This window comes from Pseudomonas iranensis, assembly GCF_014268585.2.
Taxonomy (GTDB): domain Bacteria; phylum Pseudomonadota; class Gammaproteobacteria; order Pseudomonadales; family Pseudomonadaceae; genus Aquipseudomonas; species Aquipseudomonas iranensis.
Genome location: NZ_CP077092.1, coordinates 615,288 through 636,466 on the forward strand (window position 1 = coordinate 615,288; position 21,179 = coordinate 636,466).

A 21,179-nucleotide genomic window follows, 5' to 3' on the forward strand; every position below is an offset into this window, starting at 1 on the left:
GAGCAGCAACGCAGTATCTGGCTTCATGGAACCGAAATAAGCTGACTAAAAATGGCCACACAGATGGCTTGCTGGCCGTTGGTTTATTGATCTGTTTTCGGCGAGGGTTGCTCGTGATTGTTAGTCCCTGTAATGCAGCAAAAATGTCTGCCAAACGCCTGCGAAGTGCTCTGGTAGCGGGTTCGGCGCTCCTGTGCCTGCTCAGCGCCGGTCAGCTTTGGGCGTTCAATCTTGACGACGTATCGGCCAAGGCCAAAGAGCTGGCCGGGCAGAAGTTCGAAGCCCCGCGCAGCAACCTGCCGAACGAATTCCGCGAAATGAAGTTCGCGGACTACCAGAAGATCCGCTTCCTCACCGAAAAGGCTGAGTGGGCCGATCAGAAGACGCCGTTCAAGCTCTCCTTCTATCACCAGGGTATGCACTTCGATACACCGGTGAAAATCAACGAAATCACCACCAATACCGTCTCGGAGATCAAATACGATCCGAGCCGCTTCGATTTCGGCGACCTGAAATTCGATCCGAAAGCCACCGAACAACTGGGCTATGCCGGTTTCCGTGTGCTGTACCCGATCAACAAGGCCGACAAGCAAGACGAGATCATGACCATGCTCGGCGCGAGTTACTTCCGCGTCGTCGGCAAGGGCCACACCTATGGTCTGTCGGCCCGTGGTCTGGCGATCGATACCGCGCTGCCGTCGGGTGAAGAATTCCCGCGTTTCCGCGAGTTCTGGATTCAGCAGCCCAAGCCGGGCGACAAGCACCTGGTGATCTTCGCTCTGCTCGACTCGCCGCGTGCCACTGGTGCCTACCGCCTGATCCTGCGTCCGGGCAGCGACACCATCGTCGACGTCAAGGCGCAGATGTTCCTGCGTGACAAGGTTGGCAAACTGGGCATCGCGCCGCTGACCAGCATGTTCCTGTTCGGCGCCAACCAGCCGTCGAAAGTCCTCAACTACCGTCGTGAACTGCACGACTCCAGCGGTCTGTCGATCCATGCCGGCAACGGCGAATGGATCTGGCGTCCACTGAACAACCCGAAACATCTGGCCGTGAGCAACTTCAGCGTCGAGAACCCGCGTGGTTTCGGTCTGCTGCAGCGTGGCCGTGACTTCAGCCACTACGAAGACCTCGACGACCGCTACGACAAGCGCCCGAGTGCCTGGATCGAGCCGAAGGGCGAGTGGGGCAAGGGCACTGTCGATCTGGTAGAGATTCCGACCGCTGACGAAACCAACGACAACATCGTTGCGTTCTGGAGCCCGGAAAAAATGCCGGAGCCAGGCCAGCCGCTGGACTTCGCCTACCGTATGCACTGGACCATGGACGAAGCAGCACTCCACGCGCCGGACAGCGCCTGGGTGGCACAGACCCTGCGTTCGACCGGTGACGTCAAACAATCGAACCTGATCCGTCAGCCCGATGGCAGCGTGGCCTATCTGGTCGACTTCGAAGGTCCATCGCTGGCGGCCCTGACGCCGGATGCCGACGTGCGCAGTCAGGTCAGCGTCGGTGACAACGCCGAACTGGTCGAGAACAGCGTGCGCTACAACCCGGAAACCAAGGGCTGGCGCCTGACCCTGCGGATGAAGATCAAGGATCCGAGCAAAGCGACCGAAATGCGTGCCGCCCTGGTTCAGCCAGTGGTCACCGCAGATCTGGGCAAATCGGTGCCGGCGTCCAACTCGTCGGTTGCCAAGGCTGACAAGGTTGCCGCCAAGCAACAGGAAAAACTCGACAAGGAAGCCAAGGCCGCCGAAGCCAAACAGGCTGAAGCCAAGCCCGCAGCCGACGCCAAGGACAAGGCCAACAAAGACGCCAAGCAGCCAGTCGCTGCCGACGCGGCCCCAGCCACACCGGAATCGGCGCCGACTGAAGAAGTCCTGACCGAGACCTGGAGCTATCAGTTGCCTGCCGATGAGTAATTCACCAGTACAGCCAGAGACTCTGTCCGAGTATCTGGCGCATCTGCCGATGACCGACGAGCAACGCGCGGAACTCGCGGGTTGCCAGTCGTTCAGCGAGCTGCATGAACGCCTGTCGTCCTCGACATTCGACGCCCCTGCCGAAGCCGCCCAGGCTTCGGTGGGCAAGCGTCTGACCCTGAGCACTGCCGAAGAACTGGCTGAAGCGGAAATGCTGGTGCTCGACGCCAGTGGTCGGGTCAGCCTCAAGGCGACGCCGCCGATCCGCCGCACCAAGGTCGTGCCGGAGCCATGGCGCACCAATATCCTGGTGCGTGGCTGGCGCCGTCTGACCGGTCGCACCAATCCGCCGCAGCCGCCGAAAGACGAAAACGTCCTGCCGGCCGCGCGCTGGCGCACCGTCGGCTCGATCCGTCGCTACATCCTGTTGCTGCTGATGCTCGGCCAGACCATCGTTGCCGGCTGGTACATGAAAGGCATCATGCCGTACCAGGGCTGGTCGTTCGTCGATCTGGAAGAAGTCCTGCATCAGCCGCTGCTGCAAACCGCCACGCAAGTGCTGCCGTACGCACTGCAAACCAGTATCCTGATTCTGTTCGGGATTCTGTTCTGCTGGGTGTCGGCGGGTTTCTGGACCGCGCTGATGGGCTTCCTCGAATTGCTCACTGGCCACGATAAATACCGTATCTCCGGGAAAAGCGCCGGTAACGAGCCGATTCCGAAAGATGCGCGTACTGCGCTGGTGATGCCGATCTGCAACGAAGACGTGCCGCGTGTATTCGCCGGTCTGCGTGCGACGTTCGAATCGGTAGCGGCCACCGGTGATCTGGATCGCTTCGACTTTTTCGTCCTCAGCGACAGTAACGACAGCGATATCTGCGTCGCCGAGCAACAGGCCTGGCTGGATGTCTGCCGCGAGGCCAAGGGCTTCGGCAAGATCTTCTATCGCCGTCGCCGCCGTCGTGTGAAGCGCAAGAGCGGCAACCTCGACGACTTCTGCCGTCGTTGGGGCGGTGACTACAAGTACATGGTCGTGCTCGACGCCGACTCGGTGATGAGCGGCGAGTGCCTGACCAGTCTGGTGCGCCTGATGGAAGCCACGCCGGACGCCGGGATCATCCAGACCGCGCCACGTGCGTCGGGCATGGACACCCTGTATGCGCGCATGCAGCAGTTCGCCACCCGCGTGTACGGCCCGCTGTTTACCGCCGGTCTGCACTTCTGGCAGTTGGGTGAATCCCACTACTGGGGTCACAACGCGATCATCCGCATGAAGCCGTTCATCGACCACTGCGCTCTGGCGCCGTTGCCGGGCAAGGGCGCGTTCTCCGGTGCGATCCTGTCCCACGACTTCGTCGAAGCTGCGCTGATGCGCCGTGCCGGCTGGGGCGTGTGGATTGCCTACGACCTGCCGGGCAGTTACGAAGAGTTGCCGCCGAACCTGCTCGACGAGCTCAAGCGTGACCGTCGCTGGTGCCACGGTAACCTGATGAACTTCCGCCTGTTCCTGGTCAAGGGCATGCACCCGGTGCACCGCGCGGTGTTCCTCACCGGCGTGATGTCTTACCTGTCGGCGCCGTTGTGGTTCTTCTTCCTGGTGTTGTCGACCGCGCTGCTGGCGGTGAACACGCTGATGGAGCCGCAGTATTTCCTCGAACCGCGTCAGCTCTATCCGCTGTGGCCACAATGGCACCCGGACAAGGCCATCGCGCTGTTCTCGACGACCATCGTGCTGCTGTTCCTGCCGAAGCTGTTGAGCATCATCCTGATCTGGGCCAAGGGCGCGAAAGAGTTCGGCGGCAAGTTCAAGGTGACCCTGTCGATGCTGCTGGAGATGCTGTTCTCCATGCTGCTGGCGCCGGTGCGGATGATTTTCCACACCCGCTTCGTCCTCGCCGCGTTCCTCGGCTGGGCCGCGACCTGGAACTCGCCGCAGCGTGACGACGACTCGACGCCGTGGAGCGAAGCGGTCAAGCGCCACGGTCCGCAGACGTTGCTGGGCTTCTTGTGGGCGCTGCTGGTGATCTGGCTGAACCCGAGCTTCCTCTGGTGGCTGGTACCGATCGTCGGTTCGCTGATGCTGTCGATCCCGGTATCGGTGATCTCCAGCCGTGTCGGCCTTGGTCTGAAGACCCGTGACGAGAGCCTGTTCCTCATCCCCGAGGAATACAATCCGCCACAGGCCTTGCTGGCAACCGATCAGTACACCCACGAGAACCGCTATCACGCCCTCAACGACGGCTTCGTCCGCGCCGTGGTCGATCCACAGCAGAACGCCCTGGCGTGCTCGCTGGCGACCTCGCGTCACGGCCAGGCCGAGCCGATCGAGTGGCTGCGTCAGGAACGTGTGCGACACGCGATCAAGGTCGGCCCGGCCGGGCTGAACAACCATGATCGTCTGCAACTGCTCAGCGACCCTGTCGCACTGGCACGCCTGCATGAGCAGGTCTGGGCCGAAGGTCACGCTGAGTGGCTGGACGCCTGGCGCGCTTCGGTGAAAGCCGATCCGCATGCGCCGTTGCTGCCGCTGCGACCGGTGAGCCTGCAGGCTCAGCCGGCCTGATGAGAAAACCCCGCTGATTCAGCGGGGTTTTTTTATCTCGGCTGTTGAGCTGCGAACAAACACCGATCAAACCTAAAACCAGTGCAAAGCATCCGTCGCCGAATTGGCGCGCCCGTTACCTACGACGCGCAAACCGCGCCGCTGCCTTCGCGAGCAGGCTCGCTCCCACAGGGAAACGCATTCCAAGGTGGGAGCGAGCCTGCTCGCGAATGACATCACCTCGGTTACAGGCGAACCGAGGTTGTGCATCAACTCAGACTTTGAAGCGGCCGACCAGCATCTGCAGATGCGTGCCCAACCGCGCCAGCTCGACGCTGGACGCTGCGGTCTCTTCACTCGCTGCCGAGGTCTGATCGGACACATCGCGCACGTTCAGCACGCTGCGGTTGATCTCTTCGGCCACGGCGCTCTGTTGCTCGGCGGCTGCGGCGATCTGCTGGTTCATCGCCTGGATCGCCGAGACGGTGCGGGTGATGCTCTCCAGTGAGCCACCGGCACGCCGGGTCAGTTCGACGCTGCTGTCGGTCAGGCTGCGGCTGTTGTCCATGATCGTCGCCACTTGCTGAGTGCCGTTTTGCAGACCGACGATCAGCTCTTCGATCTCTTCGGTGGACTTCTGCGTGCGCTGGGCGAGGCTGCGCACTTCATCGGCAACCACGGCGAAACCACGTCCGGCTTCACCGGCGCGGGCCGCTTCGATGGCGGCGTTGAGGGCCAGCAGGTTGGTTTGCTGGGCCACCGACTTGATCACATCGAGGACGCTGCCGATCTTGTCGCTTTCACGCTTGAGCTCGCCCATGGCTTCGGTGGAGTGGCCGACCTCGACCGCCAGACGTTCGATCTGGGCGATGGCTTCGCCGACGACCTTGTCACCTTCGCGGGCCTGTTGATCAGCGGCGACAGCGGCCTCGGAAGCTTCTTCAGCGTTGCGTGCGACCTCCTGCACGGTAGCGGCCATTTCGTTCATGGCGGTGGCGACCTGATCGGTCTCGATCTTCTGATTATTGACCCCGGCGCTGGTCTGCTCGGTCACCGCGGATAGCTCTTCAGCGGCGCTGGCGATCTGCGTGACGCCGTCGCTGATACCGCCGATCAACTCGCGCAGGCCTTGGGTCATGCTTTGCATCGAGCGCTGCAATTGACCGAGTTCATCGCGACGCAGGGAAACCAGGTTGTGGGTCAGGTCGCCGGCGGCAACGCGCTCGGCGACTTTCAGGGTCTGGGTCAGCGGAATGATGATCTGCCGAGTGATGATCCACGCTGCCAGCAAACCGAACACCAGCGCCAGCACGGTGGCGATCAGCAGCATGTTCTTGGCGTGGGCGGCGTCGGTGTCGCGCACCACGGTTTGCGATTCGGTGAGCTTCTTGCTGACCGACATCAGGATCTCGCCCTGAGCCGACATGTTCGCCAGTGCAGCAGTGTTCTTGACCTGCGAATCACGGAATTGAGCGACGGCGGCGCGATAGGCCTTGAGCGAGTCGGTGGCCTGCTGCAGGTTGGCGATGTGCTGCTCTGGCACGCGGGTCGGCAGGCTTTCGAGGTTTTTCAGGGCGTTGTCGATGGCGCTCAGCGCCGGTTGCTCGGCATCGGCCTTGCCGCTGTAGGTGTAGCCGCGCACCTGATAGCGCGCCTGCTGCAACAGTTTGCTCAGCTCGATCACCGCGTTGTACTGCGCAACGCTGTCACCTTGCAGCAGTGCACTTTCGACTTCGCCGACCTTGGCCACAGCATTATCGGCATTGGCGCCAAGCTTGCTGCGCGCGTCTTCACGCTGGACGGTGGCCTGGGTCATTTCGCCGAAGGCGCGTTTGTATTCGGCGACCGCAGCAAGCTGTTGATCGACCATCGCCACATCGGATGGCTGCTCGATCATGCCGCGTGCCGATTGCAGACCGCTTTCGAGTTTGCTGAGCAATTCATTGACCGCCCCCGGACCCTGTTCACCACGACGCATGTCGTAGTCCATGCGCGCCAGGCGCAGGTCTTTGGTCAGCTCATTGAGGCTGGAAATGAAGCCGAGCTTGTCGCCACGGCTGATGATGCCGCTCATGCCGGTCCAGCCGGTGAAAGTGATCAACAGCGTCAGCAACAGCACCAGGCCGAAACCGATGCCCAGCTTGCGTTTGACGCTGACGTTTCCAAGACTCTCGGCTAACCAACGGTACATGCGACCACTCCCTTCGGACCACTTAATTGGACTTATAGGGGGTGTATCGGCTGGGTGATGGCAATCTGTAACGCCACTTGTCTGCGACAGTAGGGGCTTGTAGGAGCTGACGAGTGCAACGAGGCTGCGATCCTTTGATCTTGCTTTTAAAACAAGATCAAAAGATCGCAGCCTTCGGCAGCTCCTACACAGGATCGGTGTTGCGTCAGAACAGGCGTGCAAGCAGGGCGGTGACGGCGGTTTCGACGCGCAGGATGCGCTCGCCCAGTTGCACCGGTTGCAGGCCGGATTTGGCCAGCAGATCGATTTCGTAAGGAATCCAGCCACCCTCGGGGCCGATGGCCAGGGTCACCGGTTCGTTCAGGGCGCGCGGGCAGGGCGGGAAGTTGCCGGGGTGGCCTACCAGGCCGAGGGTGCCCTCGGCGATCGCCGGCAAGCGATCTTCAACGAAAGGCTTGAAGCGCTTTTCGATGACGATCTCTGGCAGCACCGTATCGCGAGCCTGCTCCAGCCCGAGGATCAACTGCTCACGAATCGCTTCCGGCTCCAGAAACGGCGTCTGCCAGAAGCTTTTCTCCACGCGATAACTGTTGACCAGAATCACCTTGGCCACGCCCATGGTCGCGACGGTTTGGAACACGCGGCGGAGCATTTTCGGCCGGGGCAGGGCCAGCACCAGGGTCAGCGGCAGTTTGGCCGGCGGTGGCTGATCGAGGTTGACGCGCAGCTCCGCTTCGCCGGCTTCCAGACGCAGCAACTCGGCCGAACCCATCAACCCGTTGATGCGCCCGACGCGCAGGCTGTCGCCGACTTCCGAACGATGCACTTCCTGCATGTGCGTAAGGCGCCGGTCGCGCAGGATCACGCGGTCGGCCGCAATGAAGTCGGCCTCTTCGAGCAGCAGCAGGTTCATGCCTGGGTCGCTGGCGGCTGGTCGTTGTGGTCGTCGGCCGGCGTTTCGTCCGGGCGTTCGCGCTTGCTGACCAGCGCGCCGAAGAGAATGCCGATCTCGAACAGCATCCACATCGGCACAGCCAGCAGGGTCTGCGAGAAGATGTCCGGCGGGGTCAGGATCATGCCGACCACGAAGCAGCCGATGATCACGTACGGGCGGATCTTCTTCAGGTATTTGACGTCGACCACACCGATCCACACCAGCAGGACCACGGCCACCGGGATTTCGAACGCCACGCCGAAGGCGAAGAACAGCGTCATGACGAAATCGAGGTAGCTGGCGATGTCGGTCATCATTTCCACGCCGGCCGGGGTGGCTGCGGCGAAGAATTTGAAGATCAATGGGAAGACGAAGTAATAGGCGAACGCCATGCCGATGTAGAAGAGCAGGATGCTGGAGATCAGCAACGGTACCGCAACGCGTTTTTCATGCTTGTACAGGCCCGGTGCGATAAAGCCCCAGATCTGATGCAGGATCACTGGAATCGCAAGAAACAGCGAAACCATCATCGTCAGTTTCAGCGGCGTCAGGAACGGCGACGACACGTCTGTGGCGATCATCGTCGCGCCGACCGGCAGGTACTGGCGCAGCGGCGTCGAGACGAAGGTGTAGATCTGCTGGGTAAACGCAAACAGCCCGGCAAAGATAATGAAGATCGCCGCCACGCAACGCAGCAGGCGGGTGCGCAACTCGGTGAGGTGCGAAACCAGCGGCATGTGCTGGTCGTTTTCCGGAAGATCGCTCATGGGGCTCGCGGCGGCAGTGTAGGGTCTTGAGGCGCTGGTGTAGTCGGCGCGGCGGAGGGCGCTACGTGTTCAACCGATGTGTCTGTGGTAACCGGCGCCTGTCCTGGCGGTGTTACAACAGGTGCAGGTGCAGGTGCAGGTGCAGTGGGAGCGGCGGCGCTGTGAATCGTCTGCTCGCCCACAGGCTCGACCGGCGTCGGATCCTGCTGGTTCGGATTGAAAATCTTCCGCGCCTCTTGCTCCAGCGACAGAATATGTTCGTTGTGCAGTTGCCGACGGATCTCGTCGGCACCGATTTCACGTTCAACTTCCTGTTTGATCGCGTTGAAGCTGCGCTTCAGGCGGCCGACCCACAGACCGGCGGTGCGCGCCGCGCCCGGCAGACGCTCGGGGCCGAGCACCAGCAGGGCGACGAGGCCGACGAGCAGCAGTTCAGAGAAGCTGATACCAAACATTAGTCAGTGCTCACACGTCTTTGCGGATCGGCTCTTCGACTTTCTGCGCCTGCACGTCGATGGTGTGCGGCGGGTTGGCCTGAGCAGTCGTTTGCGGCTGCACCGGGGGCACTGGCTGGGCCGGCGGGGTCACGTTCGGTTCGGTCGGCTTTTCGTCGTCGTTCATGGCTTTGCGAAAGCCCTTGATCGATTCGCCAACGTCGGTGCCGAGGTTTTTCAGTTTTTTGGTACCGAACACCAGCACCACGACAATCAGAATGACGACCCAGTGTTTCCAGTCAAAAATGCCCATGTGGCGATTCCTCTCTAAAAGTTGTTCAGGCGGACGGACGCGAGGCTTTCTCGACGTGTCCGGACAGGCCGAAGCGACGGTCCAGTTCATCCAGCACGGCCTGCGGATGCTGCCCCAGTTGGGCGAGCATGACCATGCTGTGGAACCACAGGTCGGCGGTCTCGTAGATCACATCACTGCAATCGCCACTGATCGCGGCATCCTTGGCGGCAATAATGGTTTCGACCGACTCTTCGCCGACTTTCTCCAGAATCTTGTTCAGCCCCTTGTGATACAGGCTGGCGACATACGAACTGTCGGCGGCTGCGCCTTTGCGCTCTTCGAGCACTTCGGCCAGACGGGTGAGTGTGTCACTCATGTGTGTGTCCTGCGGAATAGATAACGTGCGGGTCTTTCAGAACCGGGTCGACCGTTTTCCAGTCGCCGTTTTCGAAGACCCGGTAAAAGCAGCTTTGACGGCCGGTGTGGCAGGCGATGTCGCCGATCTGTTCAACCATCAGGATGATCACGTCGGCGTCACAGTCCAGGCGCATCTCGTGCAGTTTCTGCACATGGCCGGACTCTTCGCCCTTGCGCCACAGCTTGCCACGGGAACGTGACCAGTAGATTGCACGATTCTCCGAAGCGGTCAGTTCGAGCGCTTCGCGGTTCATCCAGGCCATCATCAATACGCGCCCGGTCTTGTGATCCTGGGCAATCGCCGGCACCAGGCCGTCAGCGTCCCACTTGATCTCGTCCAGCCAGTTTTTCATCTTCAATTCCTGACAGAAGCAGCTTCGAGTTGCGAGCTTCAAGCTGCAAGTAAAAGCAGTTGCGGTGTGCTTGTAGCGTCAAGCTTGAGGCTCGCAGCTTATAACTTGCAGCTGATTCGTGCTATCGGCGAACGACCAGATACAAACCGACCGCGATCATGATTCCGGCGGGCCAGTGCGACCAATCGGTCAACGGACCACCCGCTGCGAGGATCGCGCCGCCGGCCAGATGCGCGCAGCCGAGCAGGCGCAGGAACCAGTCGTCCTTGCGTTTGCGCCACGGCGGCGGTGGGTCTTTGGCGTGGGGTTGCGACATGCGTTCGAGCAGATCGCGGGCCATGTTCGACAGGTGCGGAATCTGCTCCAGCTGGCTCTGCACGTTGCCCAGCAAGGCTTTCGGGCTGACGCGTTCGCGCATCCAGCGCTCGAGAAACGGCTGCGCGGTGTTCCACAGATCCAGATCCGGGTACAGCTGACGACCGAGGCCTTCGATATTCAGCAAGGTCTTCTGCAACAGCACCAGTTGCGGCTGCACTTCCATGTTGAAACGGCGAGCGGTCTGGAACAGGCGCATCAGCACCTGGCCAAATGAAATATCTTTTAACGGTTTTTCGAAGATCGGTTCGCACACCGTACGGATCGCCGCTTCGAATTCGTTGAGTTTGGTTTCCGCCGGCACCCAGCCCGAATCGATGTGCAACTGCGCCACGCGGCGGTAGTCGCGCTTGAAGAACGCGAACAGGTTGCGCGCCAGATAATCCTGGTCTTCCGGGGTCAGGCTGCCGACGATGCCGCAGTCGATCGCGATGTATTGCGGGCTCCACGGATTGACCGTGCTGACAAAGATGTTGCCCGGGTGCATGTCGGCGTGGAAGAAACTGTCGCGGAACACCTGAGTGAAGAAAATCTCCACGCCGCGCTCGGCGAGCATCTTCATGTCGGTGCGCTGGTCGGCAAGGGTCGCCAGATCGGTGACCTGGATGCCGTAGATGCGCTCCATCACCAGCACTTTCGGCCGGCACCAGTCCCAATAGACTTGCGGTACATAAAGCAGCTGCGAACCTTCGAAGTTGCGGCGCAACTGGCTGGCGTTGGCCGCCTCGCGCAACAGATCGAGTTCGTCGTAAATAGTCTTTTCGTAATCCTGCACCACGTCGACCGGGTGCAGCAGGCGCGCGTCAGCGGAGAATTTTTCCGCCGCGCGGGCGAGGATGAACAGCCATGCCAGATCCTGCGCGATGATCGGTTTCAGGCCGGGGCGAATCACCTTGACCACGACTTCTTCGCCACTTTTCAGCTGCGCCGCGTGCACCTGCGCCACCGAGGCCGAGGCCAGCGGGGCAACGTCGAAACGGCTGAACACTTCGCTGATTTTCTTGCCCAGCTGTTCTTCGATCAGCTTGATCGACACTTGCGAATCGAACGGCGGCACGCGGTCCTGCAGCAGCATCAGCTCATCGGCGATGTCTTCCGGCAACAGGTCGCGGCGGGTCGAAAGAATCTGCCCGAACTTGATGAAGATCGGCCCCAGATCCTGCAACGCCAGACGCAAGCGCGCACCACGATTGAGTTCCAGCGGCTTGCGCGGCAGCCAGCGCCACGGCAGCAAAAAGCGCACGGCCAGAAGGAACCAGGGCAGTGGCAGATCGAACAGCAGGTCATCGAGGCGGTAGCGGATCACGACGCGCTGGATGCGCAACAGACGGCGGACGGCAAGCAGCTTCATGCGTTATCGCTTGGGTCGAGGGATCGGGAAAGGCGCTCGAAACGCGCCTCGAGTCGTTCCAGATCGAGTTTGATCCGGTCCAGTTCGCTGAATCGCGCTTCGGCTTCGCGCTGCCCGACGAGGGTGCGCGATTCTTCGGCGAGGTATTCGGCAAGATTCTGGTTGAGGCTGGCAAATCCTTGTTGATACCAGCGCGCGCGGCTGCGCAGGTGACCACCGAGCAGTTGCGTGGCGACCGGACCGAGCCAGCGCGAGAGTTCGTACTCCCAGTCCAGCTCGAGGTCTTGCAGCACGCCGGCCAATTCCAGCAACACACCGCTGTCGCCATCGAGCTCGACTTCCGGTGCGTGCAGCACAGCGGTCTTGTCTTTCCTCAGGGCCAGTTTCACCAGGCTTGAAGCCGGAGCACGCAACGTGCAATCGACATCCGCTGCCCACTGCGCAGCGAGCATCAGGCCTTCGTCGCTGGGCAGGATGAACAGTTGCAGCGCCGGGCTGCGGCAGTCGACGGCAATCACCTTGCCGGTCAGGTGCGCCAGGCGCGGCAGCGCCGTGCTGTCGAGACGCAGCACCCGGTTGAGGCCGAGTTCGACGCTGGCGAGCAGCCCGGTAAGCAACATCAGGGCTTGATGCCGCGGTGCAGGGCGACGATGCCTGCGGTCATGTTGTGATAGGTCACGCGGTCGAAACCGGCCTCGACCATCATCGACTTCAGGGTTTCCTGATTCGGGTGCATGCGGATCGATTCGGCCAGGTAGCGATAGCTTTCCGAATCGTTGGTGATCAGCTTGCCCATCAGCGGCATGAAGGCGAACGAGTAGGCGTCGTAGGCTTTCGACATCAGCGCGTTGGTCGGCTTGGAAAACTCCAGCACCAGCAGACGACCGCCGGGCTTGAGTACGCGCAGCATCGAACGCAACGCGTCCTCTTTGTGCGTCACGTTGCGCAGGCCGAAGGCGATGGTCACGCAGTCGAAATGGTTGTCCGGGAATGGCAGTTTTTCCGCATCGGCCTGGACAAATTCGACGTTGCCGGCAACGCCCAGATCGAGCAGACGATCACGACCGACCTTGAGCATCGATTCGTTGATGTCGGCCAGCACGACCTGGCCGGTCGGGCCGACGAGGTTCGAGAACTTGCGGGTCAGGTCGCCGGTGCCACCGGCGATGTCGAGCACGCGGTTGCCGCTGCGCACGCCGGAAAGCTCGATCGCGAAACGCTTCCACAGACGGTGCATGCCGCCCGACAGAAGGTCGTTCATCAGGTCGTATTTAGCGGCTACGGAATGGAAAACCTCAGCGACTTTTTCCGCTTTCTGGCTTTCCGGAACGTTTTTGAAGCCGAAGTGAGTGGTGGGTTCGGCATCGCTGCCTTTGCGCTGATCAGTCATATCGCTGTCACCAAAAGAGAATGCGCGACATTCTAATCCCCAAGCCATGCTTTGTCTTGGAATGGCTAAAGGTAAGATGGGCAACCTTCGGGACGATTTGCCGCAGATGCGGTCAAGATTCAACGTCAGCCATTCAATCATCAGGAGTCATTCCATGGCCAAAATCAGTGTTGAGCGCGCCCACACCCTGGGCAAGGACGCCGCCCGCGAAAAGGCCGACAAACTGGCCAAAAAGCTCAACGAACAATACGGCCTTGAGCCGCAGTGGTCGGGCGACACCCTGAACCTCAAGCGCTCCGGCGTGAAAGGTGAAGTGCATGTGGCGGACGATTCGATCAGGGTCGACGTCGAGCTGGGCCTGATGATGTCGGCCATGAGCGGCATGATCAAAGCCGAGATCGAGAAGGCGTTGGATAAAGCCCTGGCCTGATTCCCAGATTGAAATCCAGTCCCCTGTGGGAGCGAGCCTGCTCGCGAAAGCGGTCTTTCAGTCAGATTATCCGTGGCTGACAAACCGCATTCGCGAGCAGGCTCGCTCCCACATTTGTTTAGAGTTGCTCCCGCTGGTTAGGGTGCCCTTTCTAATTTTTCTCCCTACTTTGTGCCTGAGCCCGACACTCGTCCGGCAGTTCCTCAAACCTTCTGCGCGTGAGGTGCACCATGGCCAAAGTCATTTTGAAGAAAAAAATCGACGCTCCGACTTCTACCCTGAGCGACGTCAAATCCTATGCCCGCAAGATCTGGCTGGCAGGCCTGGGCGCCTACACCAAGGTTGGCCAGGAGGGCAGCGAGTACTTTCAGGAGCTCGTGGCCGCCGGTCAAACCGTTGAAAAGAAAGGCAAAAAAGCCGTCAGCGAAAAACTCCTCGCGGCAAACGCCGAGATCGATGACGCGGCCACTCAGGTCAGCTCGTTCAAGGGTCGCGTTGAAGTTCAGCTCGACAAGGTCGAGAAGGCCTTCGACAACCGTGTGGCGAGCGCCTTGAATCGGATCGGCATTCCGTCTAAACATGACGTTGAGGCACTCTCTGCTAAGCTCGATGAGCTGACGGCATTGCTCGAACGCGTCGCGCGAAAATCTTAAGGAGAACGGGATGGCTGGCAAAAAGAACACCGATAAAGAAAGCAGCTCGTGGGTCGGGAAGGTCGAGTCCTACTCCCGCAAAATCTGGCTGGCTGGTTTAGGCGTGTACTCGAAGATCGACACTGACGGCAGCAAACTCTTCGATGCATTGGTCAAAGACGGCGAGAAAGCCGAGAAGCTCACCAAGACTGCCGTCGGCAAGAAAGTCGAGGACTCGACCTCCTCGGCCAAGTCGCGTATCAGCGGCGTGAAAGACCGCGCCATGGGCAAGTGGGACGAGCTGGAAGGCGCGTTCGACAAGCGCCTGAACAGCGCGATTTCGCGCCTGGGTGTGCCGAGCCGCAATGAGGTCAAGGCGCTCAACGCCAAGGTCGACACGCTGACCAAGCAGATCGAAAAACTCACCGGTCTGAAAGCTCAGCCTGTGGCGGCGAAAACCGCTGCGGCGAAACCTGCCACTAAAACTGCGGCGGCCAAACCTGCGGCGAAAACCGCGGCCAAGCCACTGGCCAAAGCGGCGGCAAAACCGGCTGCGAAAGCTGCGGCCAAAACGGCAGCCGCCAAGCCTGCGGCCAAAGCGGCAGCCAAACCGGTTGCCGCCAAGGCCGCTGCCAAACCGGCAACCAAAGCAGCAGCAAAACCTGCGGCTAAAACTGCAGCGAAACCAGCGGCCAAGCCAGCAGCGAAGACCGCTGCCGCCAAACCCGCTGCGAAGCCTGCGGCCAAACCGGCTGCGGCGAAAAAGCCAGCAGTGAAAAAACCGGCCGCGCCGAAAGCCGCTGCGCCGAAACCGGCCGCCGCACCATCGACTGCTCCAACAGCTCCGGCCAACGCGGCAAACTCCGCTGCGGCACCTACGGCAGCCGCTACCCCGACTGCAGCATCGACACCGTCGACGCCATCCAGTCAGTCCTGATTTCAGGGCAAATCAAAAACGCCCGGCCTGTGAAGGTCGGGCGTTTTTGTTTGTGCATTCCAAGCGGCCCCTCACCCCAGCCCTCTCCCCAGGGAGAGGGAGCCGACCGAGGTGTCCTGCGTCATACATCGACCTGAAAAAATCGAGTCGATTATCGATTCAAAGAAGCTCGCTCAGGTCGGCGTAGCTAGCGAACATCCCCCAATCAGTCCCCTCTCCCTCCGGGAGAGGGTTAGGGTGAGGGGCTTTTCGGGTCAGTCGTGATCCTCAAGGTATTGCAGCGCCATCCGCTCTGTAGCCACCTTCACTGGCGGCAGCAAATGCGGCGCCACCAGCATCATGATCTGATAAACCACCAACCGGACCTCACCCTCACGATCCAGAATCCGCTGGTAATCCAGCGAGAACAGCAGCGTCATGGTCACCTGCTCGACCAATTGCCCCAGCGCCTGAGTATCGCTGACCAGTTGCCCCGAAGCCTTCAATCGCGCCAGCAACGACGCCAGCGTCCGCTTCAGCGCATTGAGCAGATTGCGAATTCCCTTGGCCAGTTTCGGCAAGCGGCCGGCGAGGTTCGACAGGTCCTGGAACAGGAACCGGTATTGCGCCAATCGCTCGACGATCAAATGCAGAAACAGCCAGTAATCCTCCGGTGCAAGCTCCACGTCCGGCGGCGGGTCGAGCAGGGGCGCGAGCTCGTGCTGGAAGCGTTCGAACAGACCGAGAATCAGCGGTTCCTTACCGTGGAAGTGGTAGTAGAGATTGCCCGGGCTGATCCCCATTTCGTTGGCCACCTCCATGGTGGAAACGTTCGGCTCACCCTTTTCGTTGAACAGTTGCAGTGCACATTCGAGAATCCGGTCGCGGGTTTTCATCCAGTCTTCTTAGAAAATTTCGGTTGAGCGTCAGCGCACATGCACATAGGTGCCGGGTGCCGCTTCCATCGGTGGATAGTTCGGATTGCCGAGGGTGGTGCGAGTCTCATTCAGCGCGCCGGAGCGCTGCGCGACCCATTCCAGCCACAGTGGCCACCAGCTGCCGTCGACGTGTTTGGCATCGTAGTACCAGGCACGCGGGTCGCTGCTCAGTTTGGCGTTCTCGACGTAGGCAGCTTTCGGGTTGCTCGGCGGGTTGAGGATGCTCTGCACATGGCCGCTGTTGGACAGCACGAAACGTCGCTCGCCACCGAGCAGCAGGGTCGAGCGATACACCGCGTCCCATGGCGTGATGTGGTCGTTCATGCCGGCGACGCTGAAGCTGTCGACATTGACCTTCTGCAGATCGATCGGCGTACCGCACACCTCGAGACCGCCAGCGTGGATCAGCGGGTTGTGCTTGAAGAAGTCCAGCAGATCGCCGTGCAGCGCCGCCGGCAGCCGGGTGTTGTCGTTGTTCCAGTAGAGAATGTCGAAGGCTGGCGGCTCCTTGCCCAGCAGGTAGTTGTTAACGAAATAGCTCCAGATCAAATCGTTGGGGCGCATCCAGGCGAAGACCTTGGCCATGTCGCGCCCGTCGAGCACGCCTCGTTGGTACGAGCGACGCTTGGCCGCTTCCAGTGTTTGTTCATCGGCAAACAGCGTCGCCGGGGTCTCGATCTGGCTGTCGAGCAGACTGACCAGATACGTCGCGCTGGCGACCCGGCGCAGTTGCCGTTTGGCCTGCAAGTGCCCTTGCAGAGCGGCGATGGTCAGGCCGCCGGCGCAGGCGCCCATCAGGTTCACTTCACGCGCGCCGGTAATCGCCCGGCAGATATTCATCGCTTCTTCGACTGCTTCGACGTAACTCGACAGGCCCCATTCGCGATGGCGCACATCAGGGTTGCGCCAGCTGATCATGAAGGTCTGCAGGCTGTTTTTCAGGGCGTACTGGACGAAGCTGTTCTGCGGGCTCAGGTCGAAGATGTAGTACTTGTTGATTTGCGGCGGCACCACCAGCAGCGGCTTGGCGTACTGCTTTTCGCTCATCGATTTGTACTGGATCAGCTCGAACATTTCATTGCGAAACACCACCGATCCGCTGGTGGTCGCCACGGTTTTGCCGACCTCGAACGCCTGCTTGGTCACTTGCCGTGGCAGGCCGTCGTTGTGCAACAGATCATCGAACAGATGGCTCAGGCCACGCACCAGACTCTGCCCGCCGGAATTGAACAACTCCTTGACCGCCAGCGGGTTGAGCAGGGTGTTGGAGGGCGCCACGGCGTCATTGAGCAGGGTGAAAGCGAAGTGCGCACGGGCACGATCTTCAGGGCTCATGTCACCTTCGTCGATCCAGCTTTTGACCTGTTTCTGCCAGGCCAGATACGCCTGCAGGCTGCGCCGGTAGAACGGGTTGAGGCTCCACGCCGGATCGGCGAAGCGGCTGTCTTGCGGGTTGGTCGGGTGCAGGGTTTCGCCGAGCAGCACGCGGCCCAACTGTCCGCCAAGCTTCAGCGCATGCTTTGCGCTGTGCAACGGATTGCGCAGGCCGTGGGCGGCGACGCTGCGCAGTGTGGACAGCAGATCCCTGCCGCGCAGACCGGCGATCGCACTCTGGGCGTTGATAAACACGGCGGGGCTGGGCACCACGCCCGTCGCTGGTTTTTCGCGCATGACTCAACACTCCTTCGTCTCAGGGCAAAAACACACTCACCGAACAGATCACCATAGACGCTGTTACCGGTTGCTGCCTGCGCAGCGTCCTGCCGCGCACTTGTTGATAAAGACCTGCATAAAGCAGGCCGCCGCGATCAGCCGCCCAACGGCGTCGGATGCGGGTGCATCACCGCGCGCAGACGTTCTTCCTCCAAGAACTTCATGATGATCGGCGCCACCGCTTCGGCACGGGTGATCAGGAACAGATGACCGTCATCGATGATGTGCAGCTGCGCGTTGGGAATGCGCCAGGCGAGCATGCGCATGTTGATCAGCGGAATCAGTGGGTCGTCATCGCCGGCCAGCACCAGGGTCGGCTGATGGATCTTGTGCAGCCAGTGGATGCTGGTCCAGCCGAGGCCGGCGAACAGCTGCCAGTAATAACCGAGCTTGCCCGCCGAGCGCACTTTCGCCGCATGGCTGGCCGCCAGCGTCGGATCGCGGCGGAACGAGCCGCCGTAGATCATCGGCGCGATGCGAATCACATGGGATGGCTGAATGTAGCGGCGCGGGCTGGCCATCATCCACAGTACTTTCGGTTTGCCGGGGACCATCACCGCACCGGCCGCAGTGGCCGCCAGCACCAGTTTCTTGCAGCGCTCGGGGTAGTCGTAGGCAAACTGCTGCGCCAGGGCGCCGCCCCACGACACGCCGATCACATTGACCTGACCGTAGTCGAGATAGTCGAGCATCCGCGCCGTCAGTTTGGCCAGGCCGGGGAAGCGATACGGTCGGTTCGGCGTCGACGACCCGCCGACCCCGGGCACGTCGAAGGCGATCACTTCCAGGTCCGGGTCGAGCGCTGCGACAAACGGAAACACCAGCTCCAGGTTGGCGCCGATGCCGTTGAAGATCAGCAGAGGCGTCAAATGAGGCTTGCCGGGACGCACCGCCGTGCGGAGGGTCTGGCCATCCAGATCGACGGTGCGGAATATGAACGGTTGCGGCATGCTTCAGGCCCTGTAGATTTCAAGTCCACCCGTATTCCTGTAGGAGCGGGCCTTGTGGTGAGGGGATTTATCCCCGTTGGGTTGCGAAGCGACCCCGAATCCTGAAACCACGATTTGTCAGACTGATCGCGGCTAGTCGATTCACGACTGCTTCGCAGCCGAACGGGGATAAATCCCCTCGCCACAAGGCCCTCTCCCACAATGGGTGGTGTCAGTTACCGCTCGTGAACGTAAGTGCCCGGCGAAGCCTCGCCTGCCGGGTACGCTTTGTTGCCCAGTTTCGTCGGGGCCTTTTTCAGGTTGCCCGAGCGTTCGGCCAGCCATGCCTGCCAGTACAGCCACCAGGAATCGGTGTGCTTGGTCGAGTTTTCCTGCCAGTCATCAGCAGTGGCGGCCATCTCTTCGCCGGTCATGTAGCGCGACTTCGGATTTCCCGGCGGGTTGAGGATGCTCTGGATATGGCCGCTGCTCGACAGCACGAATTCGACTTTGCCGCCGAACAGCTGCGCCGACTTGTAGCAGGACTTCCATGGCGTGATGTGGTCGTTGGTGCCGGCCAGCGAGAAGATGTCGGCGGTGACCTGCTTGAGGTCGATCGGCGTGCCGCACACTTCCAGTGCATTGGGGCGGATCAGTGGATTGTTTTTGAACATCTCGATCAGGTCGCCGTGGAACGCAGCGGGCAGGCGAGTGGTGTCGTTGTTCCAGAACAGGATGTCGAACACCGGCGGCTCGTTGCCGAGCAGGTAGTTGTTGACCCAGTAGTTCCAGATCAGATCGTTGGGGCGCATCCAGGCGAAGACCTTGGCCATGTCTTTGCCTTCGAGCACGCCGGCCTGGTAGGAGTGGCGCTTGGCGGTCTCCAGAGTCTGCTCATCGACGAACAGGGCGACGTCGCTGTCCAGGGTGGTGTCGAGCACGCTGACCAGCAGGGTGAGGGCGTTGACCTTGTTCTGGCCGAGCGCGGCGTAGTGGCCGAGCAGGGCGGTGCAGGTGATGCCGCCGGAGCAGGCGCCGAGCATGTTGACGTCTTTGCTGCCGGTGATCGCCGTGACTACGTCGACGGCTTCTTTCAGCGCTTCGATGTAGGTCGACAGGCCCCACTCGCGCTGGGCTTTGGTCGGGTTGCGCCAGCTGATGATGAAGGTCGGCACGTTGTTGCGCAGGCAGAAGCGCGCCAGGCTCTTGTCCGGGCTCAAGTCGAAAACGTAGAACTTGTTGATCTGCGGCGGCACTACCAGCAGCGGGCGCTCGTGGACCTGCTCGGTGATCGGCCGATACTGGATCAGCTCCAGCACATCATTGCGGAACACCACCGCGCCTTCGGTGACGCCGAGGCTCTTGCCGACTTCAAACGCGCCCATGTTGACCTGGCTCGGCATGCCGCCGTTGTGCACAAGATCCTTGGCCAGATGCGAGAGGCCATCGAGCAGGCTCTTGCCGCCGGTTTCGAAGAAGCGTTTGACCGCCGCCGGATTGGCCGCCGTATTTGTCGGCGCCATGGCTTCGGTCATCAGGTTGATGACGAAATGGCCGCGAGCGATGTCTTTGGGGGACAGGCTGCTGTCATCGATCCAGGCATGCAGTTCCTTGCGCCAGGCCAGGTAGGTTTGCAGATAACGTTTGTATAGCGGGTTCTGGCTCCACGCCGGGTCGGCGAAACGGCGGTCGTCACCGGCCGGTTGCAGCGCGGATTTGCCCAGCAGGACATTCTTCAGCTCGAGGCCGAAATGAGTCACGTGCCTGACGCTGTGAATCGGTTGTCTGATGGCCTGTTTCAGCACCATTCGAGCAGAGGCCAGCAGATCCTTTCCGCGCAGCCCGACGACGGGGTTAAGCCCCAGAGTGTTTTCCGAGGCTTGGTACTTCAGGTCATCGTTATTCTTGTCACTCATCTACGACGCTCCATTGTCCTGAGACGAGTACCCGGTTTCACGCTGTCGCTTCCACAGCCAATGCCGGGTACTACTGCTCGGGTGACCGTTGATTCTGCATAGCTGCTTTACAGTCGTAGGGCACTGCAGGGAACTTGCCAGCTCCATTGGTTACCCGAGTTTAATTTTTTTCGCAAGCGGCCGATCCGGGGCCGTATGCGCGGAGCATTCAAACAGATGAAGTTAGAAAATGCCCTCTAAAGAGCAAGAGCCACGGCCTAGAGCATCAGCTTGACGAACGACTCGTTCGGATCGCGGGATTTTCCGGCAGCGCGCAGCTCGGCAAGATAATCGTCCCAGAGTTCGTTCTGGCGCTTGCCGAGTTCGTAGAGGTATTCCCAGGTGAACAGGCCGCTGTCGTGACCGTCGTCGAAGGTCAGTTTCAGTGCATAGTTGCCAGCCGGTTCCAGCTTGCTCAGACCCACGTTGAGCTTGCCGAATTGCAGGATCGGTTTGCCGTGGCCCTGGACCTCGGCGGAGGGGGAGTGCACGCGCAGGAACTCGGCGGGCAGGGTGAATTCCTCGCCGGACGCGTAAGTGAGCGTCAGGGTTTTCGAGGCTTTGTGCAGTTTGATGTCGGTGGGGATTCGATTCATGGGCTGGCGTCCGATGTGTGGGCGGCCCTGATTCAAATGTGGGAGCGAGCCTGCTCGCAAAAGCGGCGGGTCAGACGGCATTGATACCGCCTGACA

20 protein-coding genes and 1 pseudogene are annotated in these 21,179 nt (G+C 60.9%); 5 read left to right on the forward strand and 16 right to left on the reverse strand.

The window, feature by feature from the left end:
• Positions 1–143: 143 nt before the first annotated feature.
• Positions 144–1,925: a glucan biosynthesis protein G gene (locus tag HU724_RS02745; RefSeq protein ID WP_186568631.1), complete on the forward strand. Its 1,782-nt coding sequence runs from the start codon at positions 144–146 to the stop codon at positions 1,923–1,925.
• Positions 1,918–4,488: a glucans biosynthesis glucosyltransferase MdoH gene (gene mdoH, locus HU724_RS02750; protein WP_186568633.1), complete on the forward strand. Its 2,571-nt coding sequence runs from the start codon at positions 1,918–1,920 to the stop codon at positions 4,486–4,488. The genes HU724_RS02745 and mdoH overlap by 8 nt, the downstream gene beginning before the upstream one ends.
• A 253-nt stretch (positions 4,489–4,741) precedes the next feature.
• On the opposite strand, the gene HU724_RS27875 is transcribed toward mdoH, so the two are convergent.
• The 11 genes and pseudogenes from HU724_RS27875 to ubiE all read right to left on the reverse strand — a co-directional run bounded on the left by HU724_RS27875 (position 4,742) and on the right by ubiE (position 12,974).
• On the reverse strand, positions 4,742–5,614 hold the full coding sequence (locus HU724_RS27875; protein WP_371917811.1) for a methyl-accepting chemotaxis protein: 873 nt from the start codon (positions 5,612–5,614) through the stop codon (positions 4,742–4,744).
• Positions 5,597–6,658 (reverse strand): annotated as a pseudogene (locus HU724_RS27880) (methyl-accepting chemotaxis protein); the annotation flags it as partial. The gene HU724_RS27875 and the pseudogene HU724_RS27880, both read right to left, overlap by 18 nt.
• 205 nt (positions 6,659–6,863) lie before the next feature.
• Positions 6,864–7,571, reverse strand: a complete 708-nt coding sequence (locus HU724_RS02760; protein ID WP_186568637.1) for a 16S rRNA (uracil(1498)-N(3))-methyltransferase — start codon at positions 7,569–7,571, stop codon at positions 6,864–6,866.
• Complete coding sequence (gene tatC, locus HU724_RS02765; protein ID WP_016772075.1) at positions 7,568–8,359, reverse strand: twin-arginine translocase subunit TatC; 792 nt, start codon at positions 8,357–8,359, stop codon at positions 7,568–7,570. Before tatC ends, HU724_RS02760 begins: the two co-directional genes overlap by 4 nt.
• Positions 8,356–8,814, reverse strand: coding sequence for a Sec-independent protein translocase protein TatB (tatB, locus tag HU724_RS02770; protein WP_186567545.1), 459 nt, complete (start codon positions 8,812–8,814; stop codon positions 8,356–8,358). The genes tatC and tatB overlap by 4 nt, the downstream gene beginning before the upstream one ends.
• 10 nt (positions 8,815–8,824) lie before the next feature.
• The gene (locus HU724_RS02775) at positions 8,825–9,106 is read right to left on the reverse strand and encodes a twin-arginine translocase TatA/TatE family subunit (protein WP_039756649.1); all 282 of its coding nucleotides are present in this window, start codon (positions 9,104–9,106) and stop codon (positions 8,825–8,827) included.
• A 25-nt stretch (positions 9,107–9,131) separates the two neighbouring features.
• Complete coding sequence (locus tag HU724_RS02780; protein WP_007909355.1) at positions 9,132–9,464, reverse strand: phosphoribosyl-ATP diphosphatase; 333 nt, start codon at positions 9,462–9,464, stop codon at positions 9,132–9,134.
• A complete protein-coding gene (gene hisI, locus HU724_RS02785; protein ID WP_186567543.1) occupies positions 9,457–9,858 on the reverse strand; it encodes a phosphoribosyl-AMP cyclohydrolase in 402 nt (133 codons plus the stop codon). The genes HU724_RS02780 and hisI overlap by 8 nt, the downstream gene beginning before the upstream one ends.
• 121 nt (positions 9,859–9,979) lie before the next feature.
• On the reverse strand, positions 9,980–11,584 hold the full coding sequence (gene ubiB / locus HU724_RS02790) for a ubiquinone biosynthesis regulatory protein kinase UbiB (RefSeq protein WP_110602570.1): 1,605 nt from the start codon (positions 11,582–11,584) through the stop codon (positions 9,980–9,982).
• On the reverse strand, positions 11,581–12,204 hold the full coding sequence (locus HU724_RS02795; RefSeq protein ID WP_186567541.1) for a ubiquinone biosynthesis accessory factor UbiJ: 624 nt from the start codon (positions 12,202–12,204) through the stop codon (positions 11,581–11,583). Before HU724_RS02795 ends, ubiB begins: the two co-directional genes overlap by 4 nt.
• On the reverse strand, positions 12,204–12,974 hold the full coding sequence (gene ubiE, locus HU724_RS02800; protein ID WP_016772069.1) for a bifunctional demethylmenaquinone methyltransferase/2-methoxy-6-polyprenyl-1,4-benzoquinol methylase UbiE: 771 nt from the start codon (positions 12,972–12,974) through the stop codon (positions 12,204–12,206). Before ubiE ends, HU724_RS02795 begins: the two co-directional genes overlap by 1 nt.
• A gap of 154 nt (positions 12,975–13,128) precedes the next feature.
• Here ubiE and HU724_RS02805 point away from each other — a divergent pair, with 154 nt between their 5' ends.
• The 3 genes from HU724_RS02805 to HU724_RS02815 all read left to right on the forward strand — a co-directional run bounded on the left by HU724_RS02805 (position 13,129) and on the right by HU724_RS02815 (position 14,973).
• Complete coding sequence (locus tag HU724_RS02805) at positions 13,129–13,404, forward strand: polyhydroxyalkanoic acid system family protein (protein WP_016772068.1); 276 nt, start codon at positions 13,129–13,131, stop codon at positions 13,402–13,404.
• 230 nt (positions 13,405–13,634) lie between these two features.
• On the forward strand, positions 13,635–14,057 hold the full coding sequence (locus tag HU724_RS02810) for a phasin family protein (protein WP_016772067.1): 423 nt from the start codon (positions 13,635–13,637) through the stop codon (positions 14,055–14,057).
• Positions 14,058–14,067: 10 nt separating this feature from the next.
• Complete coding sequence (locus HU724_RS02815; protein WP_186567539.1) at positions 14,068–14,973, forward strand: phasin family protein; 906 nt, start codon at positions 14,068–14,070, stop codon at positions 14,971–14,973.
• Positions 14,974–15,227: 254 nt separating this feature from the next.
• On the opposite strand, the gene HU724_RS02820 is transcribed toward HU724_RS02815, so the two are convergent.
• The 5 genes from HU724_RS02820 to HU724_RS02840 all read right to left on the reverse strand — a co-directional run bounded on the left by HU724_RS02820 (position 15,228) and on the right by HU724_RS02840 (position 21,083).
• Positions 15,228–15,848, reverse strand: a complete 621-nt coding sequence (locus HU724_RS02820) for a TetR/AcrR family transcriptional regulator (RefSeq protein ID WP_024011259.1) — start codon at positions 15,846–15,848, stop codon at positions 15,228–15,230.
• Positions 15,849–15,878: 30 nt separating this feature from the next.
• Positions 15,879–17,561: a class II poly(R)-hydroxyalkanoic acid synthase gene (gene phaC / locus HU724_RS02825; RefSeq protein ID WP_186567537.1), complete on the reverse strand. Its 1,683-nt coding sequence runs from the start codon at positions 17,559–17,561 to the stop codon at positions 15,879–15,881.
• Positions 17,562–17,698: 137 nt separating this feature from the next.
• On the reverse strand, positions 17,699–18,553 hold the full coding sequence (gene phaZ / locus HU724_RS02830; protein WP_016772063.1) for a poly(3-hydroxyalkanoate) depolymerase: 855 nt from the start codon (positions 18,551–18,553) through the stop codon (positions 17,699–17,701).
• Between the two features lie 215 nt (positions 18,554–18,768).
• A complete protein-coding gene (gene phaC, locus HU724_RS02835) occupies positions 18,769–20,448 on the reverse strand; it encodes a class II poly(R)-hydroxyalkanoic acid synthase (protein ID WP_039756663.1) in 1,680 nt (559 codons plus the stop codon).
• A gap of 257 nt (positions 20,449–20,705) precedes the next feature.
• Entirely contained in the window at positions 20,706–21,083 is a 378-nt protein-coding gene (locus tag HU724_RS02840) for a gamma-butyrobetaine hydroxylase family protein (protein ID WP_133337328.1), read from the reverse strand.
• Positions 21,084–21,179: the final 96 nt, after the last annotated feature.